Source organism: Streptomyces phyllanthi (genome assembly GCF_009377205.1).
Taxonomy (GTDB): Bacteria; Actinomycetota; Actinomycetes; order Streptomycetales; family Streptomycetaceae; genus Streptomyces; species Streptomyces phyllanthi.
This window is the reverse complement of sequence record NZ_VJZE01000121.1, coordinates 1-21,771: the sequence shown is the minus strand read 5'-3', so window position 1 is coordinate 21,771 and position 21,771 is coordinate 1. Positions and strand designations below refer to the sequence as shown.

Annotated in this window: 28 protein-coding genes and 1 pseudogene; 14 read left to right on the top strand and 15 right to left on the bottom strand. The window is 68.3% G+C overall.

Translation table 11 applies throughout. The features are described 5' to 3' along the window. From FNH04_RS19005 to FNH04_RS18985, 5 genes are all read right to left on the bottom strand, one after another. A partial coding sequence (locus FNH04_RS19005; RefSeq protein WP_152785788.1) for a TIGR03619 family F420-dependent LLM class oxidoreductase occupies positions 1-644 on the bottom strand: 644 nt, incomplete at its 3' end. Between the two features lie 90 nt (positions 645-734). Then, complete coding sequence (locus tag FNH04_RS19000; protein WP_152785786.1) at positions 735-1,307, bottom strand: GTP-binding protein; 573 nt, start codon at positions 1,305-1,307, stop codon at positions 735-737. After that, positions 1,294-1,617, bottom strand: coding sequence for a DUF742 domain-containing protein (locus FNH04_RS18995; protein WP_322723284.1), 324 nt, complete (start codon positions 1,615-1,617; stop codon positions 1,294-1,296). Before FNH04_RS18995 ends, FNH04_RS19000 begins: the two co-directional genes overlap by 14 nt. Before the next feature lie 161 nt (positions 1,618-1,778). Continuing rightward, positions 1,779-2,249: a roadblock/LC7 domain-containing protein gene (locus tag FNH04_RS18990; protein ID WP_152785782.1), complete on the bottom strand. Its 471-nt coding sequence runs from the start codon at positions 2,247-2,249 to the stop codon at positions 1,779-1,781. Then, positions 2,246-4,834, bottom strand: a complete 2,589-nt coding sequence (locus tag FNH04_RS18985; RefSeq protein WP_152785780.1) for a sensor histidine kinase — start codon at positions 4,832-4,834, stop codon at positions 2,246-2,248. The genes FNH04_RS18990 and FNH04_RS18985 overlap by 4 nt, the downstream gene beginning before the upstream one ends. A gap of 770 nt (positions 4,835-5,604) precedes the next feature. Here FNH04_RS18985 and FNH04_RS18980 point away from each other — a divergent pair. Continuing rightward, on the top strand, positions 5,605-7,170 hold the full coding sequence (locus tag FNH04_RS18980) for a CehA/McbA family metallohydrolase (RefSeq protein ID WP_152785778.1): 1,566 nt from the start codon (positions 5,605-5,607) through the stop codon (positions 7,168-7,170). A gap of 93 nt (positions 7,171-7,263) precedes the next feature. Further along, positions 7,264-7,656, top strand: coding sequence for a nitroreductase/quinone reductase family protein (locus FNH04_RS18975; protein WP_152785776.1), 393 nt, complete (start codon positions 7,264-7,266; stop codon positions 7,654-7,656). 105 nt (positions 7,657-7,761) lie between these two features. Here FNH04_RS18975 and FNH04_RS18970 read toward each other — a convergent pair whose 3' ends face one another. Both FNH04_RS18970 and FNH04_RS46600 read right to left on the bottom strand, forming a co-directional pair. Next, positions 7,762-8,373, bottom strand: coding sequence for a hypothetical protein (locus tag FNH04_RS18970; protein ID WP_322723281.1), 612 nt, complete (start codon positions 8,371-8,373; stop codon positions 7,762-7,764). 217 nt (positions 8,374-8,590) lie between these two features. Continuing rightward, positions 8,591-8,740, bottom strand: a complete 150-nt coding sequence (locus FNH04_RS46600) for a hypothetical protein (protein ID WP_194236735.1) — start codon at positions 8,738-8,740, stop codon at positions 8,591-8,593. Positions 8,741-9,095: 355 nt separating this feature from the next. Here FNH04_RS46600 and FNH04_RS49625 point away from each other — a divergent pair, with 355 nt between their 5' ends. Both FNH04_RS49625 and FNH04_RS49425 read left to right on the top strand, forming a co-directional pair. Continuing rightward, positions 9,096-9,428 carry a ubiquitin-like protein Pup gene (locus tag FNH04_RS49625; protein WP_449343793.1) on the top strand — a complete coding sequence of 111 codons (333 nt, stop codon included), beginning with the start codon at positions 9,096-9,098 and terminating at the stop codon, positions 9,426-9,428. A 48-nt stretch (positions 9,429-9,476) separates the two neighbouring features. Continuing rightward, positions 9,477-10,025, top strand: a complete 549-nt coding sequence (locus FNH04_RS49425) for a transposase (protein ID WP_152785774.1) — start codon at positions 9,477-9,479, stop codon at positions 10,023-10,025. Positions 10,026-10,139: 114 nt separating this feature from the next. Here the strand turns inward: FNH04_RS49425 and FNH04_RS47715 are convergent, their stop codons facing one another. Beyond that, positions 10,140-10,421: a hypothetical protein gene (locus FNH04_RS47715; RefSeq protein WP_228031491.1), complete on the bottom strand. Its 282-nt coding sequence runs from the start codon at positions 10,419-10,421 to the stop codon at positions 10,140-10,142. Positions 10,422-10,847: 426 nt separating this feature from the next. On the opposite strand from FNH04_RS47715, the gene FNH04_RS18950 reads away from it, so the two are divergent. Next, entirely contained in the window at positions 10,848-11,876 is a 1,029-nt protein-coding gene (locus tag FNH04_RS18950; RefSeq protein ID WP_152785770.1) for a hypothetical protein, read from the top strand. Between the two features lie 100 nt (positions 11,877-11,976). Here the strand turns inward: FNH04_RS18950 and FNH04_RS18945 are convergent, their stop codons facing one another. Next, on the bottom strand, positions 11,977-12,390 hold the full coding sequence (locus tag FNH04_RS18945) for a transposase (RefSeq protein ID WP_322723280.1): 414 nt from the start codon (positions 12,388-12,390) through the stop codon (positions 11,977-11,979). A gap of 198 nt (positions 12,391-12,588) precedes the next feature. Between FNH04_RS18945 and FNH04_RS18940 the strand changes: the two genes are divergently transcribed. Beyond that, positions 12,589-13,335, top strand: coding sequence for a phosphotransferase family protein (locus tag FNH04_RS18940; protein WP_152785768.1), 747 nt, complete (start codon positions 12,589-12,591; stop codon positions 13,333-13,335). Positions 13,336-13,416: 81 nt separating this feature from the next. Here the strand turns inward: FNH04_RS18940 and FNH04_RS18935 are convergent. Together FNH04_RS18935 and FNH04_RS18930 are read right to left on the bottom strand one after the other, a co-directional pair. Next, a protein-coding gene (locus tag FNH04_RS18935; RefSeq protein WP_322723282.1) for an IS5 family transposase occupies positions 13,417-14,212 on the bottom strand; the annotation gives its coding sequence in 2 pieces (ribosomal slippage) (positions 13,417-13,770 and positions 13,772-14,212; 795 coding nt in all). 397 nt (positions 14,213-14,609) lie between these two features. Next, positions 14,610-14,876 (bottom strand): hypothetical protein, encoded by a 267-nt coding sequence (locus FNH04_RS18930; protein ID WP_152785764.1) that lies wholly within the window; start codon positions 14,874-14,876, stop codon positions 14,610-14,612. 170 nt (positions 14,877-15,046) lie between these two features. Here FNH04_RS18930 and FNH04_RS18925 point away from each other — a divergent pair, with 170 nt between their 5' ends. Next, positions 15,047-15,802, top strand: coding sequence for a nucleotidyltransferase domain-containing protein (locus FNH04_RS18925; RefSeq protein ID WP_152785762.1), 756 nt, complete (start codon positions 15,047-15,049; stop codon positions 15,800-15,802). A gap of 62 nt (positions 15,803-15,864) precedes the next feature. Here FNH04_RS18925 and FNH04_RS18920 read toward each other — a convergent pair whose 3' ends face one another. The 3 genes from FNH04_RS18920 to FNH04_RS18910 form a co-directional block, all read right to left on the bottom strand. Continuing rightward, the gene (locus FNH04_RS18920) at positions 15,865-16,149 is read right to left on the bottom strand and encodes a hypothetical protein (protein WP_152785760.1); all 285 of its coding nucleotides are present in this window, start codon (positions 16,147-16,149) and stop codon (positions 15,865-15,867) included. Beyond that, a complete protein-coding gene (locus FNH04_RS18915) occupies positions 16,146-16,421 on the bottom strand; it encodes a hypothetical protein (RefSeq protein WP_152785758.1) in 276 nt (91 codons plus the stop codon). Before FNH04_RS18915 ends, FNH04_RS18920 begins: the two co-directional genes overlap by 4 nt. A 110-nt stretch (positions 16,422-16,531) precedes the next feature. Next, positions 16,532-16,951 (bottom strand): ATP-binding protein, encoded by a 420-nt coding sequence (locus tag FNH04_RS18910; RefSeq protein ID WP_152785756.1) that lies wholly within the window; start codon positions 16,949-16,951, stop codon positions 16,532-16,534. Positions 16,952-17,178: 227 nt separating this feature from the next. On the opposite strand from FNH04_RS18910, the gene FNH04_RS18905 reads away from it, so the two are divergent. The 7 genes from FNH04_RS18905 (at position 17,179) to FNH04_RS18865 (ending at position 21,421) form a co-directional block, all read left to right on the top strand. Then, positions 17,179-18,030, top strand: a complete 852-nt coding sequence (locus tag FNH04_RS18905; protein WP_152785754.1) for a helix-turn-helix domain-containing protein — start codon at positions 17,179-17,181, stop codon at positions 18,028-18,030. Further along, positions 17,918-18,229 carry a DUF397 domain-containing protein gene (locus FNH04_RS49040; protein ID WP_322723279.1) on the top strand — a complete coding sequence of 104 codons (312 nt, stop codon included), beginning with the start codon at positions 17,918-17,920 and terminating at the stop codon, positions 18,227-18,229. The genes FNH04_RS18905 and FNH04_RS49040 overlap by 113 nt, the downstream gene beginning before the upstream one ends. A gap of 130 nt (positions 18,230-18,359) precedes the next feature. Further along, positions 18,360-18,617 carry a hypothetical protein gene (locus FNH04_RS18895; RefSeq protein WP_152785750.1) on the top strand — a complete coding sequence of 86 codons (258 nt, stop codon included), beginning with the start codon at positions 18,360-18,362 and terminating at the stop codon, positions 18,615-18,617. Beyond that, entirely contained in the window at positions 18,592-19,122 is a 531-nt protein-coding gene (locus FNH04_RS18890) for a DUF6879 family protein (protein WP_152785748.1), read from the top strand. Before FNH04_RS18895 ends, FNH04_RS18890 begins: the two co-directional genes overlap by 26 nt. Before the next feature lie 25 nt (positions 19,123-19,147). Then, the gene (locus FNH04_RS18885; protein ID WP_152785746.1) at positions 19,148-19,996 is read left to right on the top strand and encodes a helix-turn-helix domain-containing protein; all 849 of its coding nucleotides are present in this window, start codon (positions 19,148-19,150) and stop codon (positions 19,994-19,996) included. A 646-nt stretch (positions 19,997-20,642) separates the two neighbouring features. Continuing rightward, on the top strand, positions 20,643-20,867 hold the full coding sequence (locus tag FNH04_RS18870) for a DUF397 domain-containing protein (protein ID WP_152785741.1): 225 nt from the start codon (positions 20,643-20,645) through the stop codon (positions 20,865-20,867). 86 nt (positions 20,868-20,953) lie between these two features. Next, a complete protein-coding gene (locus FNH04_RS18865) occupies positions 20,954-21,421 on the top strand; it encodes a hypothetical protein (RefSeq protein ID WP_152785738.1) in 468 nt (155 codons plus the stop codon). Here FNH04_RS18865 and FNH04_RS18860 read toward each other — a convergent pair. Then, positions 21,414-21,647, bottom strand: a pseudogene (locus tag FNH04_RS18860) (WYL domain-containing protein); the annotation flags it as partial. The gene FNH04_RS18865 and the pseudogene FNH04_RS18860 sit on opposite strands and share 8 nt — an antisense overlap. Positions 21,648-21,771 lie beyond the last annotated feature (124 nt).

The following is a 21,771-nucleotide window of genomic DNA, read 5'->3' as shown; positions in this document are numbered from 1 at the left end:
GACTCGGTCAGCCCGCGCCCCCCGATCGGCAGCCACCCGTCGGCGTACTCACTGATGTGCGCGAACAGCTTCGGCCCGGCCGCCCCGCCGATGAGGGTGCGCGGCCCGGCCACCGGACCACGCGGCTTCCGCACCGGCTTGGGGTACGCGTGACTGGCCCGTACGCCCCCGAACACCCCCTCGTACGCGGTCGGCTCCTCCGCCCACAGGGCGCGCATGAGGGCCATCCGGTCCCGGCCCAGCTCCCGCCGCGTACGCCACTCGACACCGTGGTCGGCTGCCTCCTCGACGTTCCAGCCGAAGCCGAGGCCCAGCGTGAAGCGCCCGCCGGACAGATGGTCCAGCGTCGCCACCTGCTTGGCGAGGACGATGGGATCGTGCTGGGCGATGAGCGTGATGCCCGTCCCCAGGGCCAGCCGCTCCGTCACGGCCGCGGCCTGGCCGAGCGCGACGAAGGGGTCGAGGGTGCGGCCGTACTCGCGCGGCAGCTCCCCGCCCGCCGGGTACGGCGTCGTCCGCTCGACGGGGATGTGGGTGTGCTCGGGCAGGTAGAGCCCGGCGAAGCCGCGCTGCTCCAGCTCGCGGGCGAGGCGGGTCGGGGTGATCGTCTCGTCGGTGAGAAAGACCGTCACGGCGATGTCCATGGCTCATCTGTACCGCCACGGAACCTCCCTGTCCATACCGACCAGTCGGCATCGTCGCGTCACTCGACCCCGCCGGGCTTCGCCTCCCGCTCATGGTGTGCGGGAGACACGTTCGACGAGGTGGTCGACCAGAGTGCGGAGGGTGTCGCGACAGGACACGCGGTCGCGGGCGTCGAAGGCATGGAGCTGGATGTCCGGGCCGAGGGCGAGCGCCTGGCGGACTTGTCCGGCGGTGTACGCCTGGCGTCCGTCGAAGCAGTTGGCGGCGACGATGAAGGGAATGCCGCGCTTTTCGAAGAAGTCGATCGCGGAGAAGCTGACATCGATGCGCCGGGTGTCGACGAGGACGATCCCGCCGAGCGCTCCGAGCGCGAGATCGTCCCACATGAACCAGAAACGCTGCTGGCCGGGCGTCCCGAACAGATAGAGCACGAGGTCGGGGAAGAGCGTGATGCGGCCGAAGTCCAGGGCGACCGTGGTCGTGGTCTTCTCCTCGATTCCGCAGAGATCGTCCACGTCGGCACCGGAGGCGGTGAGGACCTCCTCGGTGCGCAGCGGGGCGATCTCGCTGATGGAGCGGACCAGGGTGGTCTTGCCGACGCCGAACCCACCCGAGACGAGGATCTTGACGGCGCTGGGCGCATCGGTGTCAGAGCCTGGCAAGCCCGTCCCTCACTTTCTCCAGCAGAGCGATGTCGGGGCCGCCGCTCCCCTGCGCGGGCGCCGTGGCGGTGATCCGCCCCTGGTCCAGCAGGTCCGACAGGAGGATCTTGGTGACGGCGACGGGCAGGTCGAGGTGGGCCGCTATCTCGGCGACGGCCGCGGGCGCGGCGCACAGGTCCAGCGCCCGGAGGTGCTCCCGTTGCAGCCCCGGCCCGGCCCGGACGGAGGCGGTGGCCGTGACGATGGTGATGAGGGTGAAGATGTTGCGGCTGGGCTCGGTGCGGCCCCCGGTGATGGTGAAGGGACGCACGAGGCGGCTGGCCTGCTCGTACTGCTCGTACCGGAGGTACTGCTGGTACGGGGGGTACTGGGGGTACTGCTCGGACTGGGGATACTGCCCGTACTGGGGATACTGCCCGTACTGGGGATACGGCTCGTACGGCTCGTCCTGCCCGTACCGCGGGTACTCGCTCATGGCGTACCCCCGGTGCTGCTCTGCCAGGCGGTGCGGGGAGAGGACGGGGAGCCGAAGGCGAACTCGGCACGAGGCAGTGCGCTGAGGTGCTCGCCGATCTTCTTGACGAGCATGTTCATCTCGAAGACGACGACCCCCACGTCGGCGTTCTCGGTGGTGATCACCGCCAGATACGCCCCGGTGCCGGCGGACGTGAGGACGAGATAGCCGGAACTCATCTCCAGCAGCGACTGGAGCACCGCACCACCGCCGAAGTCGGTGCAGACACCGCGGTTGAGGCTCATCAGCGCCGACGCCGTGGCGGCCAGGCGTTCGGCCTCGGGACGAGGGAAACTGGTGGACTTGCTCACCACCAGGCCGTCCTCGGAGACCACCACGGCACATCGCACCTGGGCGACCTGGTCCACCAGCCGGGTGAGCAGGTCGTCGAGCTGACTGTTGGTGGCCGGCGCAGGGTCGGTCGTCATCGTGTGTCCTTCGTCGGGGTCTGCTGAGTCGGCCATGCATACGCGGATGACGGCTCGGAGTAGGAGCTGCCCCCTCTGCAGAGGTTGCGGGCACGTCTGGTTCCGTGCACGAAGGCGGACATGGCGGAGGCGGCCTGCTGCGCGGAGGGAAGCCCCATGGGAGCCGGCTGAGGCGCGTTCTCCGTACGCAGTTCGTCCACCAGGCTCGCCTCGGGGACGCGCTGCGGAAGCGGTGCCGGGGGGTCGGCATCCGGCTGCGGCGGTGTGGTGGGCCAGCCGGTCGCCGTGGACGGCGTGGAAGGCCACCGGCTGCTCGCCGTGGACGCGCTGGAGGACCAGCCGGCCACGGGGGACGAGCCGGAGGACCAGTCGGCCGCGGAAGACGAGCCTGAGGACCAGTCGGCCACAGGAGACGAGCCGGAGGACCAGTCGGCCGCCGGGAACGGGGAAGGCACGAGCGGGGGCTCGGCCGGAGGTGGCGGAACCTCGACGGGAGGAGGGAAGTCCGGGCCGGTCCAGCCGTGAGCGGCATGAGCGTGTGCCGCGGGACGGGTGTGGGCTGCGGGACCGGCATGGGTGGTGTGAGCGTGAGGGGGATGACCTGGCTCGTGGGCCATCCCCTCGGCGCCGTCCGCACCGAGGACATGCTCGTTCAGGAACCCCGGCTGCTGGATGTCGCGGGCGAGCAGCTTCCCGGGAATCACGGCGATGGCGATCATTCCGCCGAACGCGGAGGGCCGGAGGGAGACCTTGATCCCGTGCCGGGCGGCGAGCCGGGAGACCACGAACAGCCCCAGGCGTGTGTCGTCACCCAGCGCGAGTACCTCGAACCGCGGCGGCTTGGCCAGCATGTCGTTGAACTGGGCGAGGTCCTCTTCGAACATGCCGAGGCCACGATCCTCGATCTGTACGGCGAGGCCGAGGCCGACGGGCTCGACCCTGGTCACGACAGGGCAGTCCCGGGGCGAGAACTGGGTGGCGTTCTCCATCAGTTCGGCGAACAGGTGGATCACGTCGGCGACGGCGTGCGCGGCCAGACGCGTGTGCTCGTCGCACTCGACGGTGACGCGCTGGTACTCGGCGACCTCTCCGGCGGCGCTGCGCAGCACGTCCGTGAGCAGGACGGGTTCTCTCCACTGCCGGCCGGGGCGGCCACCGCTGATGACGATGAGGTTCTCCTCGTAGCGGCGCATCTGGTTGGCCTGGGAGTCGAGTTGGTACAGGCCGTCCAGGACGTCGGGTTCCTGGTGTTCGCGTTCCAGTTTGTCCAGCAGGTCGACCTGGCGGTTGACCAGGTTCTGGGTGTGGCGGGCGACGCCCAGGATGGCCTTCTCGAATCCCCGGCGGGCATCGGCCAGTTCGACGGCACTGCTGACGGCGGTGCGTTGCGCGCAGTTGAACGCGCGGACGACCTCGCCGAGTTCGTCGTCGCCAAAGTCGAGTTCCATGGTCTCGGCACCCACGTCGACCCGCTCGCCTTCGTTGAGCCGGTCGACGACATCGGGCAGCTGCCTGTCCGCGAGGGTGACGGTCGCCTCGCGCAGTCGCCTCAGCCGGCGCAGCAGGGACCGGGTGACCCGCCAGGCCAGCAGGACGGAGGCGAGCACGGCCAGGAGACCGGTCGCGGTGAGCAGCAGGCCCCGGCTCACCTGGTCGTCGGCGGTGGAGGTCTGGAGCTGGATCAGCTCCCTGGTCTCGTCCTGGGCCAGCTCGGCCAGGTCGTCACCGACCCGGTCGAGCGCGGCGCGCCACTGCCGGGAGGAGTCCGGCAGGCTGTCGCCGGGCTCTCCGGTGAGGAGGGCGTTCTCCACTTCGGTCATCCGCTGCCAGGCGACGCTTCCGGTGACCCGCCCCAACGCCGCTCGGTCGGCGGGGGACGCCTGAGCCCGCAGAGAAGCCAGCAGCCACCGCTGGGTACCCACCGCCGTGGTGTACTGCGCGCGGGCTGCGGGAGTCAGCCGCCCGTCGGCGAGGGCGGCGGACAGCGCGGTGTCCTCCAGCTGGATCTGCTCGGCCGCGTTCACCAGCAGGCCCAGCGGAATGGATTCGGCGACCAGGGGGCCGTCCGCCACCTGGGCGCTCACGTTCCCCAACGCGGTCATCTGGGCGACGATGACGCGTGTGTAGCTCCCGGTGGCCTCGTTCAGCGATATCTCCCGCTGGTCGATCCGCTCGCGCAGGTCACGGAGCGGGAGCTGCCGCAGGCCGTTGTAGATCGGGGCGAGCGCGGTCTTGACGCCTTCCGGGGCGGATTCCAGGTCCGCGGAACCCTTCGCCACCGCCGCGAGCGCGACATCGGTCCTGGCGCGCTGGGCGCGCAGGGCGGTCCGGGAGGACTCGGGGTCGGCGAGCCACGCGGCGGTCAGACGGCGTTCCAGCTGGAAGGCCTGCCGCAGATCATTGCCGGGCGCGGCGACGTCCTTGCCCAACGAGGTCTGGTCGCGCAGATCGAGCGCCTGGGAGAGCTGCCCGCCGGCCGCCGCCAGCCAGACGAGTGCCAGCGCGACGCTGGGAACCAGGGCGAGAAGAAGCAGTGACGTACGTATCGAGCGGAAACGGCGCAGGGCATCCTTCGCTAATGGCATAGGCGTCCTTGTGCAGAAGGGGGAGAGACGGCTGCGGATCACGTCGTTCGGCGCCGGGGGGACACCGGAGACGCAAGGCCGCCACGGAGTTCCTGAGTACGAGCGAACGGGAGAAAGATCCGTCGGCCCCCGCCGAGGCCCGGATCACGTCGCGGTCGCGGGAAACGACCGTACGACGGAGGCGCTACGCAGAAGACGCGACGCGGAAGGCTTCGCGACGTGCGTCGTCACACGGGCACGGCCCGTGGAGGACAAGAGAGGCGCGAGAAGATCTCTCCAGGCGGTAGGTCGACCCCATGGCGCGCTTTTCCCTCGGATCTCCCAGTGATCCGCTGATCCACTTGCGAACAGTCACAGAACGCTCCGTCAGGTCGGCCCGCACCGGCCCGTGCTCGACCGTACGTCCTGCGACCGGGGTCCTGGGTCCTGGATCCTGACGGGCGGCTCAGCCGGGCACGTCCTGGGTGTCGAGCGGAGGCCGCGACTCGGCGCGACGGTTCCCTCAGTATGTGTATGGACAACGAGGAACCCATCACACCAGCACCACTCGCGCATCGGCAACCCCGCTGGCAGGTAGGACATTCCGGTCCACTTCTGTCCACTCCGCCCATCACCGGGCCCCTTTCCGCACGGACCCGAGACGGCAGCGTGCCGTCTCCGGGAAAGCTGCCGATCCTCTTCCCTTGCACGGGAGTTCAGGGCTGAATACCAGGGTTGTACGCGCCACACCTGCACACCCGAGTGACATCCGACGCGTTGGGAGCAGCAGCATGTGCGAGACCCACGACCACGCCACGGAGTCCGGCACCGGCATGGGCAGACGCGCCCTGTTCGTGACGGGGGCGGCCACCGCGCTTACGTTGGGAGGCGTGACCTTCGCGAGCGGCGCAGAGGCCGCGGACGGCGACCAGGAGACCCGGACGGTGCGCGGCACCCTGCCCACCGGTTCACCCGACTACGTGTACGTACCACTGGAAGTGCCCTCCGGTGTACGGGAGTTACACGTCGCCTACACCTACGACAGGCCGACCGTCCCGCCCGGCACCGTGGGCAACGCCCTCGACATCGGCGTCTTCGACGAACGCGGCACCGACCTCGGCGGCAGGGGCTTCCGCGGCTGGTCGGGCGGCGCGCGCACCGAGTTCTTCATCCGGGCGGACGACGCGACCCCCGGCTACATCCCGGGCCCGGTCCGCCCCGGGACCTGGCACATCGCGCTGGGCCCGTACACGGTGGCGCCGCAGGGCCTGACGTACGAGATCACGGTCACCCTCACGTACGGCGAGCCGGGCCGGGCCGTGAAGCCGACGTACCCGCCGTCCCGCGCGAAGGGCCGGGGACGGGCCTGGTACCGCGGCGACTGCCATCTGCACTCCTGGTACTCGGACGGACGCCGCACCCCGGCGGAGATCGCGGCGCTGGCCCGCGCCGCCGGCCTGGACTTCATCAACACCTCCGAGCACAACACCCATTCCGCGCACGCCCACTGGGCCGACCAGGCGGGCCCCCATCCCGACGGCGAACTGCTGATCCTGCTGGGCGAGGAGGTGACCACGCGCAACGGCCACGTGGTGGCCCTCGGCACCGACCCCGGCACGTTCATCGACTGGCGCTACCGGGCCCGGGACAACCGGTTCGGCAAGTACGCGCGGCGAATCCGCGCCGCGGGCGGCCTGGTCGTCCCCGCCCACCCGCACGCCACCTGCGTCGGCTGCAACTGGAAGTTCGGCTTCGGCGAGGCCGACGTGATCGAGGTGTGGAACGGCGCGTACACCCCTGACGACGAGGTGGCGCTGGCGGACTGGGACAGCACGCTGGTCGCCTCGGTGCGCTCGAAGGACGGGCCGCGTGCCTGGATCCCGGCGATGGGCAGCAGCGACGCGCACCGCGACCCGGACCCCGTCGGCAGGCCCCAGACGGTCGTCCTCGCCGACGACCTGAGCCGCGAGGCCGTCCTGGAGGGCCTGAAGGCGGGCCGCTCCTACGTGGCGGAGTCCCAGTCGGTCGCGCTGTCCTTCACCGCGTCCGGCGGCCGGGGCGAGCATGCGGGCATCGGCGAGCGCCTGGCCGTACCCGCCGACGCCCCGGTCACGGTCCGCCTGGAGGCCACGGGCGCCCCGCGCTGCACGGTCCGCCTCGTCACCGACCAGGGCGTCCTCCACACGAGCGCGCCACTTCCGGTGTCGGGCACGGGCACGGTGGAGTGGCGTACGACGGCGCGGTACGCGGCGTACGTACGGGCGGAACTGCGGCACGAGGCGGTGCTGGCGCCGCTGCCGGGGGCGCTGGCGGCGTTCACGAACCCGATCTTCCTGGGGGAGCGAAGCGGGGAGTGAAGCGGGGGCTGAAAACACTGCCGCCTCACCCCTCCGACGGAGATGCGCGGTACAACTACCGCAGACCACCACACCGACAGGAGCCCTCAGCCGATGTCCCGCTACGACGGCCTCAAACACCGAGCGGTCACGACGCTCCAGCGCCGGATCGTCAATCCGGTCTCACGCCGCCTCCCGCTGCAGACCGTCCTGGAGACCACCGGCCGCACGTCGGGCCTGCCCCGCCGCACCCCGGTGGGCGGCCGCCGCGTCGGCGACTCCTTCTGGCTGGTCTCGGAGTACGGCGAGAAGTCCCAGTACGTACGCAACATCCGGGCGAACAGCACGGTGCGCGTACGCATCAAGGGCCGCTGGTACGCCGGTACGGCCCACGTCCTCCCCGACGACGACCCCATCGCGCGCCTGAAGTCCCTCCCCCGGCACAACAGCACGGTGGTCCGGCTGGTGGGGACGGATCTGCTGACGGTGCGGGTGGATCTGGTCTAGGACCTGTCCGGGCGATCACATTCGCGTACTGCTTCAAACAATGGAGTAGTCACATGATCAGCTGGACAAACAACCTTGTCGGCCTCGGCCACCGGGGCCGCACCGTCATCGGTCTGAACGGCTGGCAGCACTCGGTGCGCGGCCCGCGAGCCAGACGGCGATCCGCTCCTGCAACTCGCGGTCAGAGGAGGGACTGTCCCGAAGCGCGAACCATTCCAGGTACCGCAGGATGTTCTCCGAGCGGTCCGGGTGGCGCACCGCGAGCACATCAATGCCGGTCTCGCCCGTCGAGGCCTTGACGTACACACTGCTGTCGAGAGCCATCATGCCGAAGCCCGGGTGGCCCGCGTGTATGCCGAGGAACGCCGATGCCGCGCCCCGGCCCATAATGTCCCAGCGCTCCAGGAGCCGGACCCGGGTCCAGACCGCGGGTGCGGCACGGCGGCCACTGTGCATGTTCTGCAGGGAGGCCCAGTGCGTGCGGGTGCCCTGTGGAAGCTGGAGGAGGAACTCGCGCCGGTGGCCGAAAAGACCCGATGAGACCGCGAGGTCATACCAGTCCTCGTTGAGACGCTCGACGAGCCGTGGGGTGTCGTACTGGTGGAAGAAGCCGCCGACAATGTCCTCGGCACGGTAACCGAAGACGAACGGCATCGCGCTGTCCGGCACGGCGTTCGGGATCACCTCGAGGCCGGCCCGCCGCAGCGGCCGGTACACCTTGCGTTCGCGCTCCTGGGTACCCACCGGTCACTGTTCTAGCAGGACCAGCGCGCCAAGAACCCCGGCCTGGCGCTTCCCCATTTCCCGACCTCCCGGATCGGACCCGTGCTCGGATAGCCGCATGATCGGCCGGACAGGTCCCAGCCGGTCGGACGGCAGGACAGCCCGAGCGGTCGCACCTGTGGCCTGGCAGGTCTGCTCTGGTCGTCGGGCGTCAGTTCTGGTTCACCGGCCAGACCGCCGCCGGATCGCAGTGAGCCGGGCAGGCCGGCAGATAGGCGAGGTTGCCGAGGAACAGTCCGTAGGTTTCCTCACGGGTGTTGTAGGGCTGTTCCGTCCGACCGGGATGGACGGCGAACTCCATGTCCGAAGCAACGCAAGATCAGCAAGGACGGCCAGAAGCGCGGCAGGCAGGAACACCGCCATCGGCTTCATGAGTATCCGTGGAGACGACACAGACACATCTGTGATTCATGTCACGCACCCCACAAGAAACTTCCTTACGCTTTCCCTCCTCATATAGCCCGCAAGGGAAATGCGAAGGGGGAGCAAAAGTGAAAATGAACCGAGTGATGCTAGCCATCGCACCAATAGTCGCGAGTGCTGCCCTTGGTTTGGCAGGAGCCACACCGGCGTTCGCACTGCCGCCTGCGCACCCGACCAACACATCCTGCGGGAACGCCACCGCGGCCGCCGTCATCTTGGACAACTTCACGAGCGTGGAGACTGCCGCGCACCACAATGCGCCCGATGGCAGGATTTCGCACAACGACCTGGTCGCGACCGGGCGGTTCGAGAACGGCCATCCGCTCCGAGTTCAGAGCGCCGCCAACCACGTCCTGAGAACCCCCGGACTGGAATCACAAATTGACACCGCCGCACATGGCGGCAATCCGGACAACAATATATCAAGGAACGACCTGAGGCACGAAATCGCGCAACAGATCTGGCTTACGCGCGAGGTGGACAACCTCCTCGACGAGATCGATGACGTACTCGCAGAAGGGGCCGAAGAGTTCGTAAGGCAATACTGCCAGAACGGGGGGAGTTAGAGGTTGTCTCACGTGGTGATGGTGCGAGCTGCGGCATGATGCCTCTTCGTGAGTGCCGGTCTGTCGCAGCGGCTGGTTCCTGACGGTCTGTGGGAACTGGTCGCCCCGTTACTGCCGTCGTTCAACTCCCGTCCGCAGGGCGGCGGGACCGCGCCGCTGGACGAGCGTGCCGTGTTCACGGCGGTGGTGTATGTGCTGACCAGCGGGTGTGCCTGGCGGTATCTGCCGGAGACGTTCGGAGTGTCGCCCGCGACGGCACACCGCCGGTTCACAGCGTGGACCGAGGTTGGGTTGTGGCGCCGATTGCACCGGGCGGTCCTGGACGAGCTCGGCGCCCAAGCCACCATCGCTCAGCCCGATGACCAGCGGCTCCACCGCAAGCGCCGGGGACGAGCCGGTGGCCGGCCCCCGGCCCTCGACAAGGCCCAGTACCGCCGTCGCAACGCGGTCGAGCGGTGCGTGAACAAGTGGAAGCAGTTCCGCGCGGTGGCCACCCGGTACGACAAGCGCGACTACATCTTCAACGGCACCCCGACTGTCACCGCGATCGTCATCTGGCTCCGCGACACCGTCCAAGAGCCATCAGAAACAGCCTAGGACGCGGACCGCCGCCAGAGCGCTGTGCGGCGGCCCGCCAATACGTGTGACTGAGCATCTCAGTTGGCCACCTTGGCGCTCAGTTCGGAGTGCGGCTGTGTCACCGCGTCGGAATCACGAGTTCATGTGTCGGTCGGTGAGCCATCGCGCCTGAGCTACATCACCGCTGCCCACGGTCAGGCTGGCCCTGGCAGCGTCGTAGAAGCGGTCTCGGCCCTCGTCCGCACGCCGTACGGCGGCCACCCAGTCGAAGTCGTCGCCAGCGATGCCACGTGCCGCTCGCTCCAACTGCAGCACTGCCCAGCGCCAGTCGCGCGCGGCGGCCACCGTGTCAGCGTCACCCAGCAGAAGCACCCCCTCCCACGCTTTGGTCCTCTGGGCGTCCGCTTGGGCCATCAGCTCAAGCCCAGTGGTCCGATCGACCGGGTGCGCCCGCGACGCGGGTCGGGACGGCGCCGTGATGCGATGCGCGAGTAAGTGGACCTCCTTGAGCGCGCGAGCGTACTCGGAGTACGCGTCCAATCGCCGTTCGTCCCACCGTACTGAGAGGGCGCGTGTCCACTGCGCTCTGTCGTTAAGGCGTGCAGTGAGGAGTGTTCCGAGGACGCCGACGATGACACCTATGAGTGCAGGCAGTTGGTTCAGAAAGGCAGTCACCCTCGAAGCGTGCCCCGCCATGGCGCCCGGCCAACTGGCCGAGGCTGTGCCCAGCGGTGATGGGATCTTGCATGTCAGGGCTCGATGAGAACGGGTCAGCCCAGTACCAGGGGCGATCAAACCACATCATTGTGTTGCTAGCGCGCTAATACCCCCGGTAGCGTCATGAAAGTGCTCGCGAGCCTCCTCCCAGGCCTACGGGACCTACGCACGCCCCTGACGGTGGGTTACCTATGGCTGATATGCGGCTGGCTCTGGTTCCGCGATGCGCTGCTGCGGAGGGCCACCGCTCGCGGACCGATCGCTGACCTTTACGCCCTCGACGGCGTCCTCCCATCAGCAACGTTCCTGGCCGCGCTGACGTTCATTGCTTACTTCCTGGGCTCAATCGTCGAGCTAGACGCCGCTGGGGCCAGGTGGATCGACCCGATCAGGCCCAACCGAGCGTCCTGGGAAGCGGTCGCTGATCGGTTCCGCATTCGCCTCGACGAAGGTGAGAGCTTGACGACTGAGCGGTACGCAGCAGCGATAGCGGCGTGGAATCGGACTGCGCCCTCCCGAACCGCCAAGCGCACGACGCTGCGGACCAACGTCAGCCTGGAGGAACTGCGAGAGGAGCAAGGATTCGCGGCACTGGAAGCTGCCCACCCTAGGGGCTGGGTGTTGGCGGTCGACGGCGAGCCCGAATCGTGGACTCTTGTGACTATTCGTGGTCGCCGGACTATAAGGCACGTGCACTGGCGCCGGTCACTGACAGGCAGAGCGGTGGATTGGCGGGGCCCTGAATTGCCGCTCACGGATCTCACTGTCCGTGGGCTGCCATCCCTGGCGCTCGCCGCGCTATACGCTCTGCGAGACGAGTTGCCCGACCTTGCGACCCGACTTCTTATCGAGCGGCCGGAGGTCTTTGACAAGTATGACCGATTGCTTGCAGAGGCATCGATCCGCATCAATATGTTCCTGCCGGTGACCGTTCTTGTGTCCACACTCGCTCTGCGCGCGCACTGGCTGTGGTGGTTCGGGCTGGTCATGTGTGTGGCCCTGCTCTACCAAGGGCTCGTACAACGGTCCCGAGCGTTCGCGGTGGTGCTGGACTCGGTAGCCACTCGGCTGATCGAGTCGCCCACGATGGTGGCTGTAGAGGCGGCTCAGCATGGCGACACCGCGACGGGTGCTCCTGCCACACTGGTCTAGCACACGCTCTGACGTGGAGTGTTCAGCCCGTATCGCTAGCGCGGTACACAGGAATCGGCGCCTCACACGCTGTGGCCAACTAGCGCGCTAAGAGGTTGTCTCACATGGTGAGCTTCGCGAGTTTCTTGTAGCAGGTGAGGGCGGCGGCCAGGCCGAGGAAGGCGAGGAAGTGGGAGCCCTTTCGCTCGTATCGGACGGTGAGACGTCGATAGTCGATCTCACCCTGGGCGCCGAGCTCGTCCAGGACCGCCCGGTGCAATCGGCGCCACAACCCAACCTCGGTCCACGCTGTGAACCGGCGGTGTGCCGTCGCGGGCGACACTCCGAACGTCTCCGGCAGATACCGCCAGGCACACCCGCTGGTCAGCACATACACCACCGCCGTGAACACGGCACGCTCGTCCAGCGGCGCGGTCCCGCCGCCCTGCGGACGGGAGTTGAACGACGGCAGTAACGGGGCGACCAGTTCCCACAGACCGTCAGGAACCAGCCGCTGCGACAGATCGGCACTCACGAAGAGGCATCATGCCGCAGCTCGCACTATCACCACGTGAGACAACCTCTTAGGACTCCTAACAAAAGTGGTGGGCTTGGCCTGGTCAGAGGTCGGGGTCGTGCACGAGGCTGCCGGGTATTGGGACGTGGTCAGCCGCGTAGTCGCACGCGATAAACCTGGCGACGTCGGCGATCATCCCCGGGATACTGGTTGCCCATGGATGAGGTCGAAGTCGTCGTCGCTCATTCCGAGCGCGCGACTCTGCGCGTCGGTGACGTGTTCTTGAAAGTGGACGCCGATCAGGCGCGCATCGACGTTGAGGTCGAGGCGATGTCCCTCGCGCCGGTCCCGACCCCGGAAGTCCTGTGGCGCAAGCCGCCCGTGCTCGCGACCGCCGCACTCCCGGGGACGACGCTTGGGCGCCTCGGCGGGCCGTCGACCGGGTCGCCGACAGCGTGGGCCGCGGCGGGTGCCGCCATCCGGAAGCTGCACGACGCGCCGCTGCCGCCCCGGCAGGGCAGGGCCGGACGGAGCATCGTCGCGCTGGTGGCGGAACTCGACGACGAGTGCGAGTGGCTCGTGACGAACGGCGTCCTGCCCGCCGACCTGGTCTCCCGCAACCGCCAGGTCGCCGAGGCCGCGCTCCGGCCATGGACTCCGGCGTTCACACACGGCGACCTGCAGATCGCGCACGTCTTCGTCGAAGGCGACGAGGTCACCGGCATCATCGACTGGTCCGAGGCGGGCCAGGGTGATGCCCTGTACGACCTCGCCACCTTCACGCTCGGACACGAGGAGCACCTCGACGACGTCATCGCCGGCTATGGCACCGACATCGACCTCGACGTGATCCACGCGTGGTCGTCGTTGCGAAGCCTGCTGGCAGTTCGCTCGCTGATCGAGCAGGGCTTCGACCCCTTCGCGCCGGGCTGTGAGGTCGACGTGCTGAGATCCCGGATGTGAGGCCGCGCGGGCCCGACTGCCACGTATGCGTTCTGACGCATCGAACAGGCCATCCCCTGGGGCGATCGCCCGCCCTTACTCTCAACAAAGTGCGGTGCGCAGTCGTCGCCAGCAGATGACGGCGCAGCCGAGGGTGACGAACGCGTGGTGGATGTCGTCGCGGATCTCCCAGCGGATGCGCAGGCGGCGGAACCAGTGCAGCAGCGCGATCGCTCCTTCCACGACCCAGCGGTACACGCCCAGGCCGGAGCCGTGCCCGGTGCCGCGCCGGGCGAGGTGCGGGGTGATCTGGAACCGGCGGACCTTGTCCCGGTAGACCTCGTGGTCATAGCCGCGGTCGGCGTACAAGTGCTTGGGGCGGCGCAGTGGCTGGCCGCGCTTGCCGCGGATCGGCGGGACGGCCTGGATCAGCGGGATCAGTTGGGTGACGTCGCCCACGGTTGCCGCCGGTGGTGATTGCCGCGAGGGAGATGCCGTGCGCCTCGACGATCAGGTGGTGCTTGCTGCCTGCCTTGCCCCGGTCCACCGGGGACGGACCGGTGGCCGGCCCGCCCTTCATCGCGCGGATGTGGCTGGAGTCGACCGCTGCGCGGGAGAAGTCCAGCAGGTCTGCGGCCCGCAGCTCGGAGAGCAGCAGCTCGTGCAGGTGCTGCCAGACCCCGGCCTCGTTCCAGTCCCGCAGCCGTCGCCAGCAGGTCATCCCCGAGCCGAAGCCAAGCTCCTGGGGCAGAAACTCCCAGCGGATGCCGGTGTACAGCACGAACAGGATCCCGCACAGCACCTTGCGGCTATCCAGACGCTTACGACCTGGACGCCGCGGATTACGTGGGACGACCGGCAGCAGCGGCTCGATGCGCGCCCACAACTCGTCGTCGATCTCCCACGGTCTGGCAGCGGTCTTCCTCGTCTCGACTGGCTCGCACCCCCTTCGGCCAGCATCAACGAGAACTGACACACCGTCATTCCCGGAGGTCCGTAAACCTCCTTTTGTTAGGAGTCCTTAGCCCTGGGCTACGGCACGCTCATGATGTTGCGCGCCATGCGCGACTGTGAGTCGTACACGTGGACAAATCGTGTGAGCGCAACGCCGCTCGCGGCGGCGGGTACGCCGAGCCACGACTCGAAGACCGGCCCGCCGCTCTCATCCCGTAGGCCCCTTACACCGCTGATCGACTTCACGGCTGTCCGCCTCCGGATACCGGCGTAGTGGGGCCGTTTCCGGCCCGGCCGCAACTTGCGGTCGGGCCGGACGCGCTCCTAGCGGCCGCCAGGAGCTACCGGCGCAGCGTCAACGGCAGGGCGCGCAGGGATGGTGCGGGCTCCGCCGCCGGCCGCACCGCGGGACGCTGGAGCAGCACGCGCCAGAAGGGACGCGGGTAGGGCGGCTGCGGGGCAGCCCAGTACCCGGGCACGAGCCGGCCGTCGTCGGCCAGCTCGGGGAAGGCCGCGTCGTTGTACTCGCGGCAGCGGAAAACCAACAGGTGGTCTCCACCGGAGGGCTCCAGGTCCGGGGGCAGGTCGAGCTGGAAGAACAGCGCCATCCGCTCGCCGCAGAAGCACTCCGGCCACTCCTGGGAGTCGTCGAGGAACGGTCGGCCGCCTACGGAGTTACGCGTCGCCGACCCAGCGCCTCGGTTCCGACCTCAATCTCCTACCCGGGTAGCACAGCCCGCTCCTTCCTCCCAAGGGGGCCCTGGCACTATGAGCGCCCATGACCGATCAGCGAACTCCCGGCGCTCTGGCTGAAGCCGGGGCCCAGGCCAAGGCCCAGGCGCTGCGCCTGGTGAGGACCCGTTTCCCGCACGCTCTGGGCGCCGTGCTCGGCGGCTCGGCAGCCCAGAGTCGCGCCACCCCGACCAGTGATCTGGACGTGGCGGTCCTCTTACCGGACTCGGGCAGTGGCCGCCGGGAGGTCGTCCGCCACGAGGGGCGCCTGGCGGAGCTGTTCCTCAACACGGTCGCGGGCGTACCGGAGTTCTTCGCGTGGGACAGCGCCCGTCGCCGCGGCACCGTCCTGTTCCTCTACGCCGAGGGCCTGCCGCTGACCGACCCGTACGGCCATGTGGCCCGTACGAGCGACCAGGCGCAAGCGATCCTCGCGGCCGGCCCGCCCCCGCTCACTCCGGAGGAGTGGGAGCACGGCCGCCACGTCCTCACCTGCTACCTGGACGACCTGGTCGACACCCCGCCCGCCGACCGTTACGAACAGCTCTCCCTGGCCGACCACACCCTGCGCGAGGCGGCACACCTGCTCACCGCCCACCACAGCGCGTGGACGGGCATCGGCAAGTGGCTCCCCCGCAGGCTGCTGACCGCGGACCCGACACGGGGCCGGGCCCTGTTGGACGGCCACCGGGCGGTCGCGGAACGGGCCGACCCCGCGTTGTTGGCGGCGGTGGTGGAGCAGGTTCTCGACTTGATGGGCGGGCCCGTGCGGGAGGGATACTCACACAGCTGGCCGGTGTGAGTCGGTGTGAGCCGCCCGATGATCAAGCGGCTCCGGATCCTCGGACCTGCAGACCTACCAACTTACCGACCTACGACCTGTGGGTCTCGGAAGTAGTAGACGACTGTGACCCCCATGCCGTGCGTGTGCGTGTAGACGACGGTGATCGCCTCAGCCGAGTCATGGGCGAGAGGAGTCGTGTACGTGTACTCCACGGAAGGAGGACGCCAGCCGGGAATCTCACGGCCGACCGCAGGGTCCCGCACGATGACCGCCAGCGCGTCCCGGACCAGTTCCCGCTCCCCCTCCGTGAGGTCGCCGTACGCCTTCCTGGCGGGCTCGGCCTCCTCCAGCGGAACCTCACTCATCCGCCGCCGCCTCCGGCACGGGCCTCTTCGAGAGCTGCCATGATCTCGGGCGAGTTCCTGATCCGCACACGGTGCCGGTAAGCCCTGACCACGGCCGCGGGGCGCTCGAAGTCATCCGTGGGGGATGCTCCTATGGCCGCCGCCAGTTCGTCCTCGAAGCGTTCCCGGTCGCCCGGGAACCCGTACCGGCTGAGCGCGCTGCGCAGGTCGTCCACGGTCCGGATCTCCGGGAGGGGCATCGCGCCCCAGCCGCACTCACGCTGTGCACTCATGGTCTGCTCCTGGTGGACGGGCACGGCCTCACCTCCCAGTATGGCGCCGGGCGCCCACGACGGACATCGCACGCCGTTCCCAAGTGCTCCCAGTGCCCCTACCACTCCGCTCACCGCGCCTCCCCGCACTCGGCCCACAGCAGCTTGCCGCCGTTGGAGGCGCCCGACACTCCCCACGCGTCCGCACACGCCCGTACGAGGTGCAGGCCGCGACCGTGTTCGGCGTCCTGTTCGGGTACGACGACGGGGGCGCCCTCCTTGAAGCCGTCCGGCACCCTCGGGTCGCTGTCCCACACGGCGACCATGAGCCGGTCGGGCTCCTTGGAGCCGATACGCAGGGCGTACGGGCCCTTGGTGTGCAGGTGGGCATTGCTGAGCAGCTCCGAAGCCAACAGCTCAGCGGTGGGCGAGTGTTGGGCGAGGTCGTGCGCGGCCAGAACGAGCCGGAGGGTGCCTCGGGCGATGCCGGAAGCTCTTGGGTCGCGGGGAAGGTGCAGGGTGTAGTTCCAGGACGGGGATACGGTTGCCATGGAAACCTCCGGTCACAGAGGGGAGTTGGACGGTTGGTCTGCGTTGCCTGCGTGCGTGGGTTGCCCAGTGACCGCGTCGCTCCGTCGAGCGGGGCACTTCTGGGCGGGGCGCCTGAGTCAGTACGCTAACGGTTCTCCACTTAATATATTTCCCATATCGGCAATCACATGAGGTTTTCCCTCGTGTGGGTGATAACAACGCGCGGCTTCGCGAGGAGAGTTGAGCCATGGCTCCCAAGACCGCCACGTCCGCCCGCCGCCTCCGTCTCGGCACGGAGCTGCGGAGGCTTCGCGAACGTGCGGGCCTGTCCGTGACCGATGGAGCGCGTCAACTCGGCGTCAGTCAGGCACAGCTCAGCAACATTGAGGCCAGTCGCTTCGGCGTGAGCGCGGACCGCCTACGCGCTCTGGCCCGCATCTATCGCTGTTCGGACACCGCCTACATCGATGGCCTGATCGAGCTGGCTACCGAACGGAAGGGGGGCTGGTGGGAGACATTCCGGGAGGTGCTACCAGCCGGCTTGCTGGACCTCGCGGAGATCGAGCACCACTCGGTTCGGCTCCAGGCGGCCAACACTGCACATATCCCCGGACTTCTCCAACTCGCCGACCACGCTCGCGCCATCTATGAGCAGGCAGTGCCCGAGTTCAGTCGCCGCGACATCGAGCACCGCGTGAACCATCGGCTCCAGCGCCAAGCACTGCTCGACCAGCCCGCCCCGGTGCCATACCAGGCGATCATTCACGAGGCCGCTCTCCGTGTACCCGTGGGCGGCTCGTCCGTCGCCAAGCGGCAGCTTGAGCATCTGCTGGACCAGAGCGAACACGACGAGATCACGATCCAGGTGATCCCCTTCTCCATCGGCGCCTACCCGGGTTCTGGACAGACGTTCCTCTACATCCACGGCGCTGTGCCCCGCCTTGACACGGTCTCTCTGGACCAGTCACACGGGCCCGCACTGGTCGATGCCGAGGCCGAGCTCGACACGTACCGCAACCTGCTCCAGCGCATGGAATCCGTGGCTCTTTCCCCGGAGAAGACCCGCGACTTCATCCACAACCTGGCCACCGAACTGTGAGAGGACCCGCATGACAACCTACGCATGGCAGAAATCGTCCTACTGCGCCCAGGGAGAGTCCTGCGTCCACATATCCGCCACTTCCAGGACAATCCACCTAACCGAAAGCGCCGACCCCACCCAAGCGATCCTCTCGGCCACCCCCTCCGCCTTCGGCGCTCTCCTCCGCACACTGAAGGCAAGCCCGCGCCAGGGCTGACGTACCCCTGGTGCGCGCCTACCTTCCCGCCCGGTCCCGCCAGGTGCCAGGCATGCGCCCTTGACGATACCGAGCCTGTTTGGCGAAGCTCGTGCAAGTTGGCGTAAGCCACTCGGCACCGGAGGCAGCCATGGCACTGCGGTTCATCGGGATCGATCCAGACACCGGACAGCAGGGGTCCCCCACCGTGTGGGTGGACGAGGAGAAGGGGGAACTGGTGCTCCAGGGCTGGAAGCCGGACGAGAGGCTCGAGGCGGAGTGTGCGAGGTTCGAGGTGCCCGGACACGTGCCGGGCATCCCTGCTCACGAAGCCGTGATCCGGATTCCGGCCCGTATGGTGCCGATGCTCAGGAAGGCGTGCGATGTCGCAGAACGAACCGGGCTTTGACGAACTGCTGGCAGCAGCCAGGCACTCGGCTGTGCACCTGGAGATGCGCGACTCGTACGGTGTCGGTGACGAGGCCGAAGACTTCGAAAACTGGAAGCGCACCGGGCAGCGTGACGTGGATCCCGCGTCCGACTACTGGGCGCCTTGGGTCGACTTGATTCGGCGTACGGTAGCCCGTGGTGTCGTCGTCCGCCGCGCCCGCATCATCTCGGAACCGGTCACCGACTACATCCGGTACGAGCACGCCGGCACCCCCGTCAACCTCCATGCCGGAGAGCAGGTCCGCTGGCTTCCCAGGCGTCAGGCGTCGGACATCGCCCTGCCCGGCAACGACTGCTGGGTGTTCGACGAAGAGACCGTGCTCTTCAACCACTTCACGGGTGACGGGAACTGGTCGGAGCCGGGCTGGGAGGTTCGCACCGAACCCACCGTGGCGCGACTGGCGACGGCGGCGTTCGAAGCCGTCTGGGAACGCGGCATCCCGCACGAGAAGTACTCGTTCTGACCCAGCGAACCTGAAGAGCCGACTCATGTCCGCGTCCCCCTCGTCCAGCGCCCAGGCCGCCCGTGAAGTCCTCGCAGCACGTCTCGGGGATCTGCGTAAAGACGCCGAGCTGACTGGACACGAGCTGGCTCTTCGGTGTGGCTGGAGCCCTGCGAAGTCATCACGCATCGAGCGGGCGAAAACGCCCGCCTCCGATGCCGATATTCGCGCATGGTGCAAAGCCTGCGGAGCCGAGGACCAGACAGCGGATCTGATCGCAGCCAACCGCCAAGCCGATCAGATGTACGTGCACTGGAAGAAGCTGCACCGCCACGGGATGCGCAGGGCGCAGGAGGAAATAGTTCCCCTGTACGAACGCACCCGTCACTTCCGCGTGTACTGCTCGAACGTCGTCCCCGGGATGCTTCAGACCGAGGCATACGCGACAGCCCTGCTGTCCACGATCGCCACTTTCCAGGGCACCCCCGACGACTCGGCCACAGCTGCCGCCTCCCGCATCGAGCGCTCACGCGTACTGCACGAAGGCAATCACCGGTTTGCCCTGCTGATGGAAGAAACGGTGCTCCGCTACCGCATCGGCGACGCAGCGACCATGGCCGGCCAACTCGGCTACCTGCTCGCGGTCATGGCTCTCCCGAACGTCAGTCTGGGGGTGATCCCCTTCACCGCCCAACGACGCGTGTGGCCCCTGGAAGCCTTCTACCTGTTCGACGACCGGCAAGCGAGTGTCGAACTGCTCACGGCCGCCGTCAACGTCTCGGCCCCCAGCGAGATCGCCGTGTACGCCAAAGCTTTCTCCGAACTGTCGAAAATCGCCGTCCACGGCTCGGACGCGCGTGCTCTCATCACCGAGGCCATTGACTCTCTAGGGTGATCCACGTGCAAGCTCATGCAAGAACGTGGACCCACAACTTGGGGACTCCCTACGGTCATCGCATCGAGAGCGGACCAGCCCGGGAGGCCACGCGTGGGGACGCAGAAACCGCAGGGGTACAGCCTGACTGAGCCATCAGCCGAGCCCGCCGCCGCACCTGGCTGCGCCACGTGTCTGTCCCTTTCGGTGGCCAGGCAGAACGCTCGCTGCAGCGATGACTACAGCGCCGTGTCCGACTGCAACGTTCAGCTGCGCCAGCATCAGAACGAAGCGCACTGATGGACATGCGGACATGGCGTGAGAGCCGAGGTCGGGCGGACAACGCCACCAAGGCGCTCCGAGAAGCGTTGGCCGCTCTTGGGCTTCCCGAGCGTGTACAGCAGCACCTGCGGTCCGTGGTCACCCATTCCGGAACGCCCCTCGTGCACGTGGGGATGCTCAAGGCCGAGTACGTCGAGCAGATAGCCGAGGCACTTCGCGTCGCGGCCGAGGCGGGCAGCCTGACGGCGCCCACTTCTCAGGAAACCGGGTCATAGCCTCCGGCATCAGGCGCCCTGCCCCTCCTCTCTCCTCCCAAGTGCTCCCGTCCGACCTGGGCGGCGGCGGTCAGTCATGGCCGCGATCAGTTGAGCAGGAAGGTGCAGTGATGCTGAACGGAAGTGACCTGTACGCGCTCGACATCGACGGGGCCTCGTTCGTGAAGGCGTGCGGCGGCCCCTGCACCGAAGGGTGCGTCACCCTGGCCCGCATCGGCGACGACGCCTGGGCCCTCGGGGACAGCAAGCGGCCGGACGCCGAGCCCCTGCGGTTCACCACGGAGGAACTCGCCGTGGCCGGAATCGACCCGGCACGGTTCGGCCTGCCCGTCTGACCCTCCCCCGCCAGTCGGCCCCGCCTCTCACCCAAGGCCGGGGCCGGCTGGTTCCTCGACCCTCCGCACACGGAACGGGGCGACAGTTGCACCACCACGGGTATCTGTGGACAGGCCCGAAACAGCGCTTCGACCAGGAAGCACTACGGCGCCCCCCGCACCCCGACCCACCTCCGCCCGGAACCAGGCCGGAACTGATCCAGCGCTACCGCGAGGTGTCGGCCGAGTTCCCCACCTCGGATCTGCCGCCCCTGGAAACGGCGTACTGGCTCATCAAGCCGTCCTCGCTGGTTCGCGGCACGTGGGACGAGGCCAAGGAAGCGGCGGCCTGGCTCGAAGAGCGGTTGGCCGAGTACGCGCCCCGGTTCGCCTCCGAGACAGAGCGCGACACCACTCACCTGGCCCTGCTCATCGACTCCACTGCGGAACGGCTGGAATCCGGGACCGACGTGACGCTGGGCTTCTACCTCGAACGACCCTCGTACTTCTCCGTGTCCGTGGTGACGTGTTCCCCGAACAGATCGAGGCCCGAGCTGGCTTGTCCCGTCAGGTGACCCGCGCCGGCGCCGCCCCGTACCGTTCCGCCAGCACCCCCACCGCCTCGGCGACGGCCTGCCGGAGTTTCGGGGGACCGAGTACCTCGGCCTCCGTGCCGAGTCTGAGGAGGTCGGTCACGGCGACGGCTCGTGACTCGACGGGCATCTCCACCTCCACCCAGCCGTCGTCGTCCGGTGGACCGGCGCCGTCCAGGGCTCGTGTGCCCGCCGTACCGAACTGCGTGACTCCTCCCCCTCGTGAACGAGGGGGCTTCTCGCTATGCCGGGTTGGCGTCGCGATGGACCAGCCCGGCCCGTAGCACGTTCAGGGCGCCCACTGTGTCCGCGTGCGCCTGGTGGCCGCAGGA

What these genes read in the sequence shown, in the direction of transcription:
- FNH04_RS18990 (WP_152785782.1), bottom strand. Translation starts at nt 2,249, where the DNA reads ATGACGACCGACCCTGCGCCGGCCACCAACAGTCAGCTCGACGACCTG.
- FNH04_RS18985 (WP_152785780.1), bottom strand. Translation starts at nt 4,834, where the DNA reads ATGCCATTAGCGAAGGATGCCCTGCGCCGTTTCCGCTCGATACGTACG.
- FNH04_RS18980 (WP_152785778.1), top strand. Translation starts at nt 5,605, where the DNA reads ATGTGCGAGACCCACGACCACGCCACGGAGTCCGGCACCGGCATGGGC.
- FNH04_RS18975 (WP_152785776.1), top strand. Translation starts at nt 7,264, where the DNA reads ATGTCCCGCTACGACGGCCTCAAACACCGAGCGGTCACGACGCTCCAG.
- FNH04_RS46600 (WP_194236735.1), bottom strand. Translation starts at nt 8,740, where the DNA reads ATGGAGTTCGCCGTCCATCCCGGTCGGACGGAACAGCCCTACAACACC.
- FNH04_RS47715 (WP_228031491.1), bottom strand. Translation starts at nt 10,421, where the DNA reads ATGGCCCAAGCGGACGCCCAGAGGACCAAAGCGTGGGAGGGGGTGCTT.
- FNH04_RS18950 (WP_152785770.1), top strand. Translation starts at nt 10,848, where the DNA reads ATGAAAGTGCTCGCGAGCCTCCTCCCAGGCCTACGGGACCTACGCACG.
- FNH04_RS18940 (WP_152785768.1), top strand. Translation starts at nt 12,589, where the DNA reads ATGGATGAGGTCGAAGTCGTCGTCGCTCATTCCGAGCGCGCGACTCTG.
- FNH04_RS18930 (WP_152785764.1), bottom strand. Translation starts at nt 14,876, where the DNA reads ATGGCGCTGTTCTTCCAGCTCGACCTGCCCCCGGACCTGGAGCCCTCC.
- FNH04_RS18925 (WP_152785762.1), top strand. Translation starts at nt 15,047, where the DNA reads ATGACCGATCAGCGAACTCCCGGCGCTCTGGCTGAAGCCGGGGCCCAG.
- FNH04_RS18920 (WP_152785760.1), bottom strand. Translation starts at nt 16,149, where the DNA reads ATGAGTGAGGTTCCGCTGGAGGAGGCCGAGCCCGCCAGGAAGGCGTAC.
- FNH04_RS18915 (WP_152785758.1), bottom strand. Translation starts at nt 16,421, where the DNA reads ATGAGTGCACAGCGTGAGTGCGGCTGGGGCGCGATGCCCCTCCCGGAG.
- FNH04_RS18910 (WP_152785756.1), bottom strand. Translation starts at nt 16,951, where the DNA reads ATGGCAACCGTATCCCCGTCCTGGAACTACACCCTGCACCTTCCCCGC.
- FNH04_RS18905 (WP_152785754.1), top strand. Translation starts at nt 17,179, where the DNA reads ATGGCTCCCAAGACCGCCACGTCCGCCCGCCGCCTCCGTCTCGGCACG.
- FNH04_RS49040 (WP_322723279.1), top strand. Translation starts at nt 17,918, where the DNA reads ATGCCGAGGCCGAGCTCGACACGTACCGCAACCTGCTCCAGCGCATGG.
- FNH04_RS18895 (WP_152785750.1), top strand. Translation starts at nt 18,360, where the DNA reads ATGGCACTGCGGTTCATCGGGATCGATCCAGACACCGGACAGCAGGGG.
- FNH04_RS18890 (WP_152785748.1), top strand. Translation starts at nt 18,592, where the DNA reads ATGTCGCAGAACGAACCGGGCTTTGACGAACTGCTGGCAGCAGCCAGG.
- FNH04_RS18885 (WP_152785746.1), top strand. Translation starts at nt 19,148, where the DNA reads ATGTCCGCGTCCCCCTCGTCCAGCGCCCAGGCCGCCCGTGAAGTCCTC.
- FNH04_RS18870 (WP_152785741.1), top strand. Translation starts at nt 20,643, where the DNA reads ATGCTGAACGGAAGTGACCTGTACGCGCTCGACATCGACGGGGCCTCG.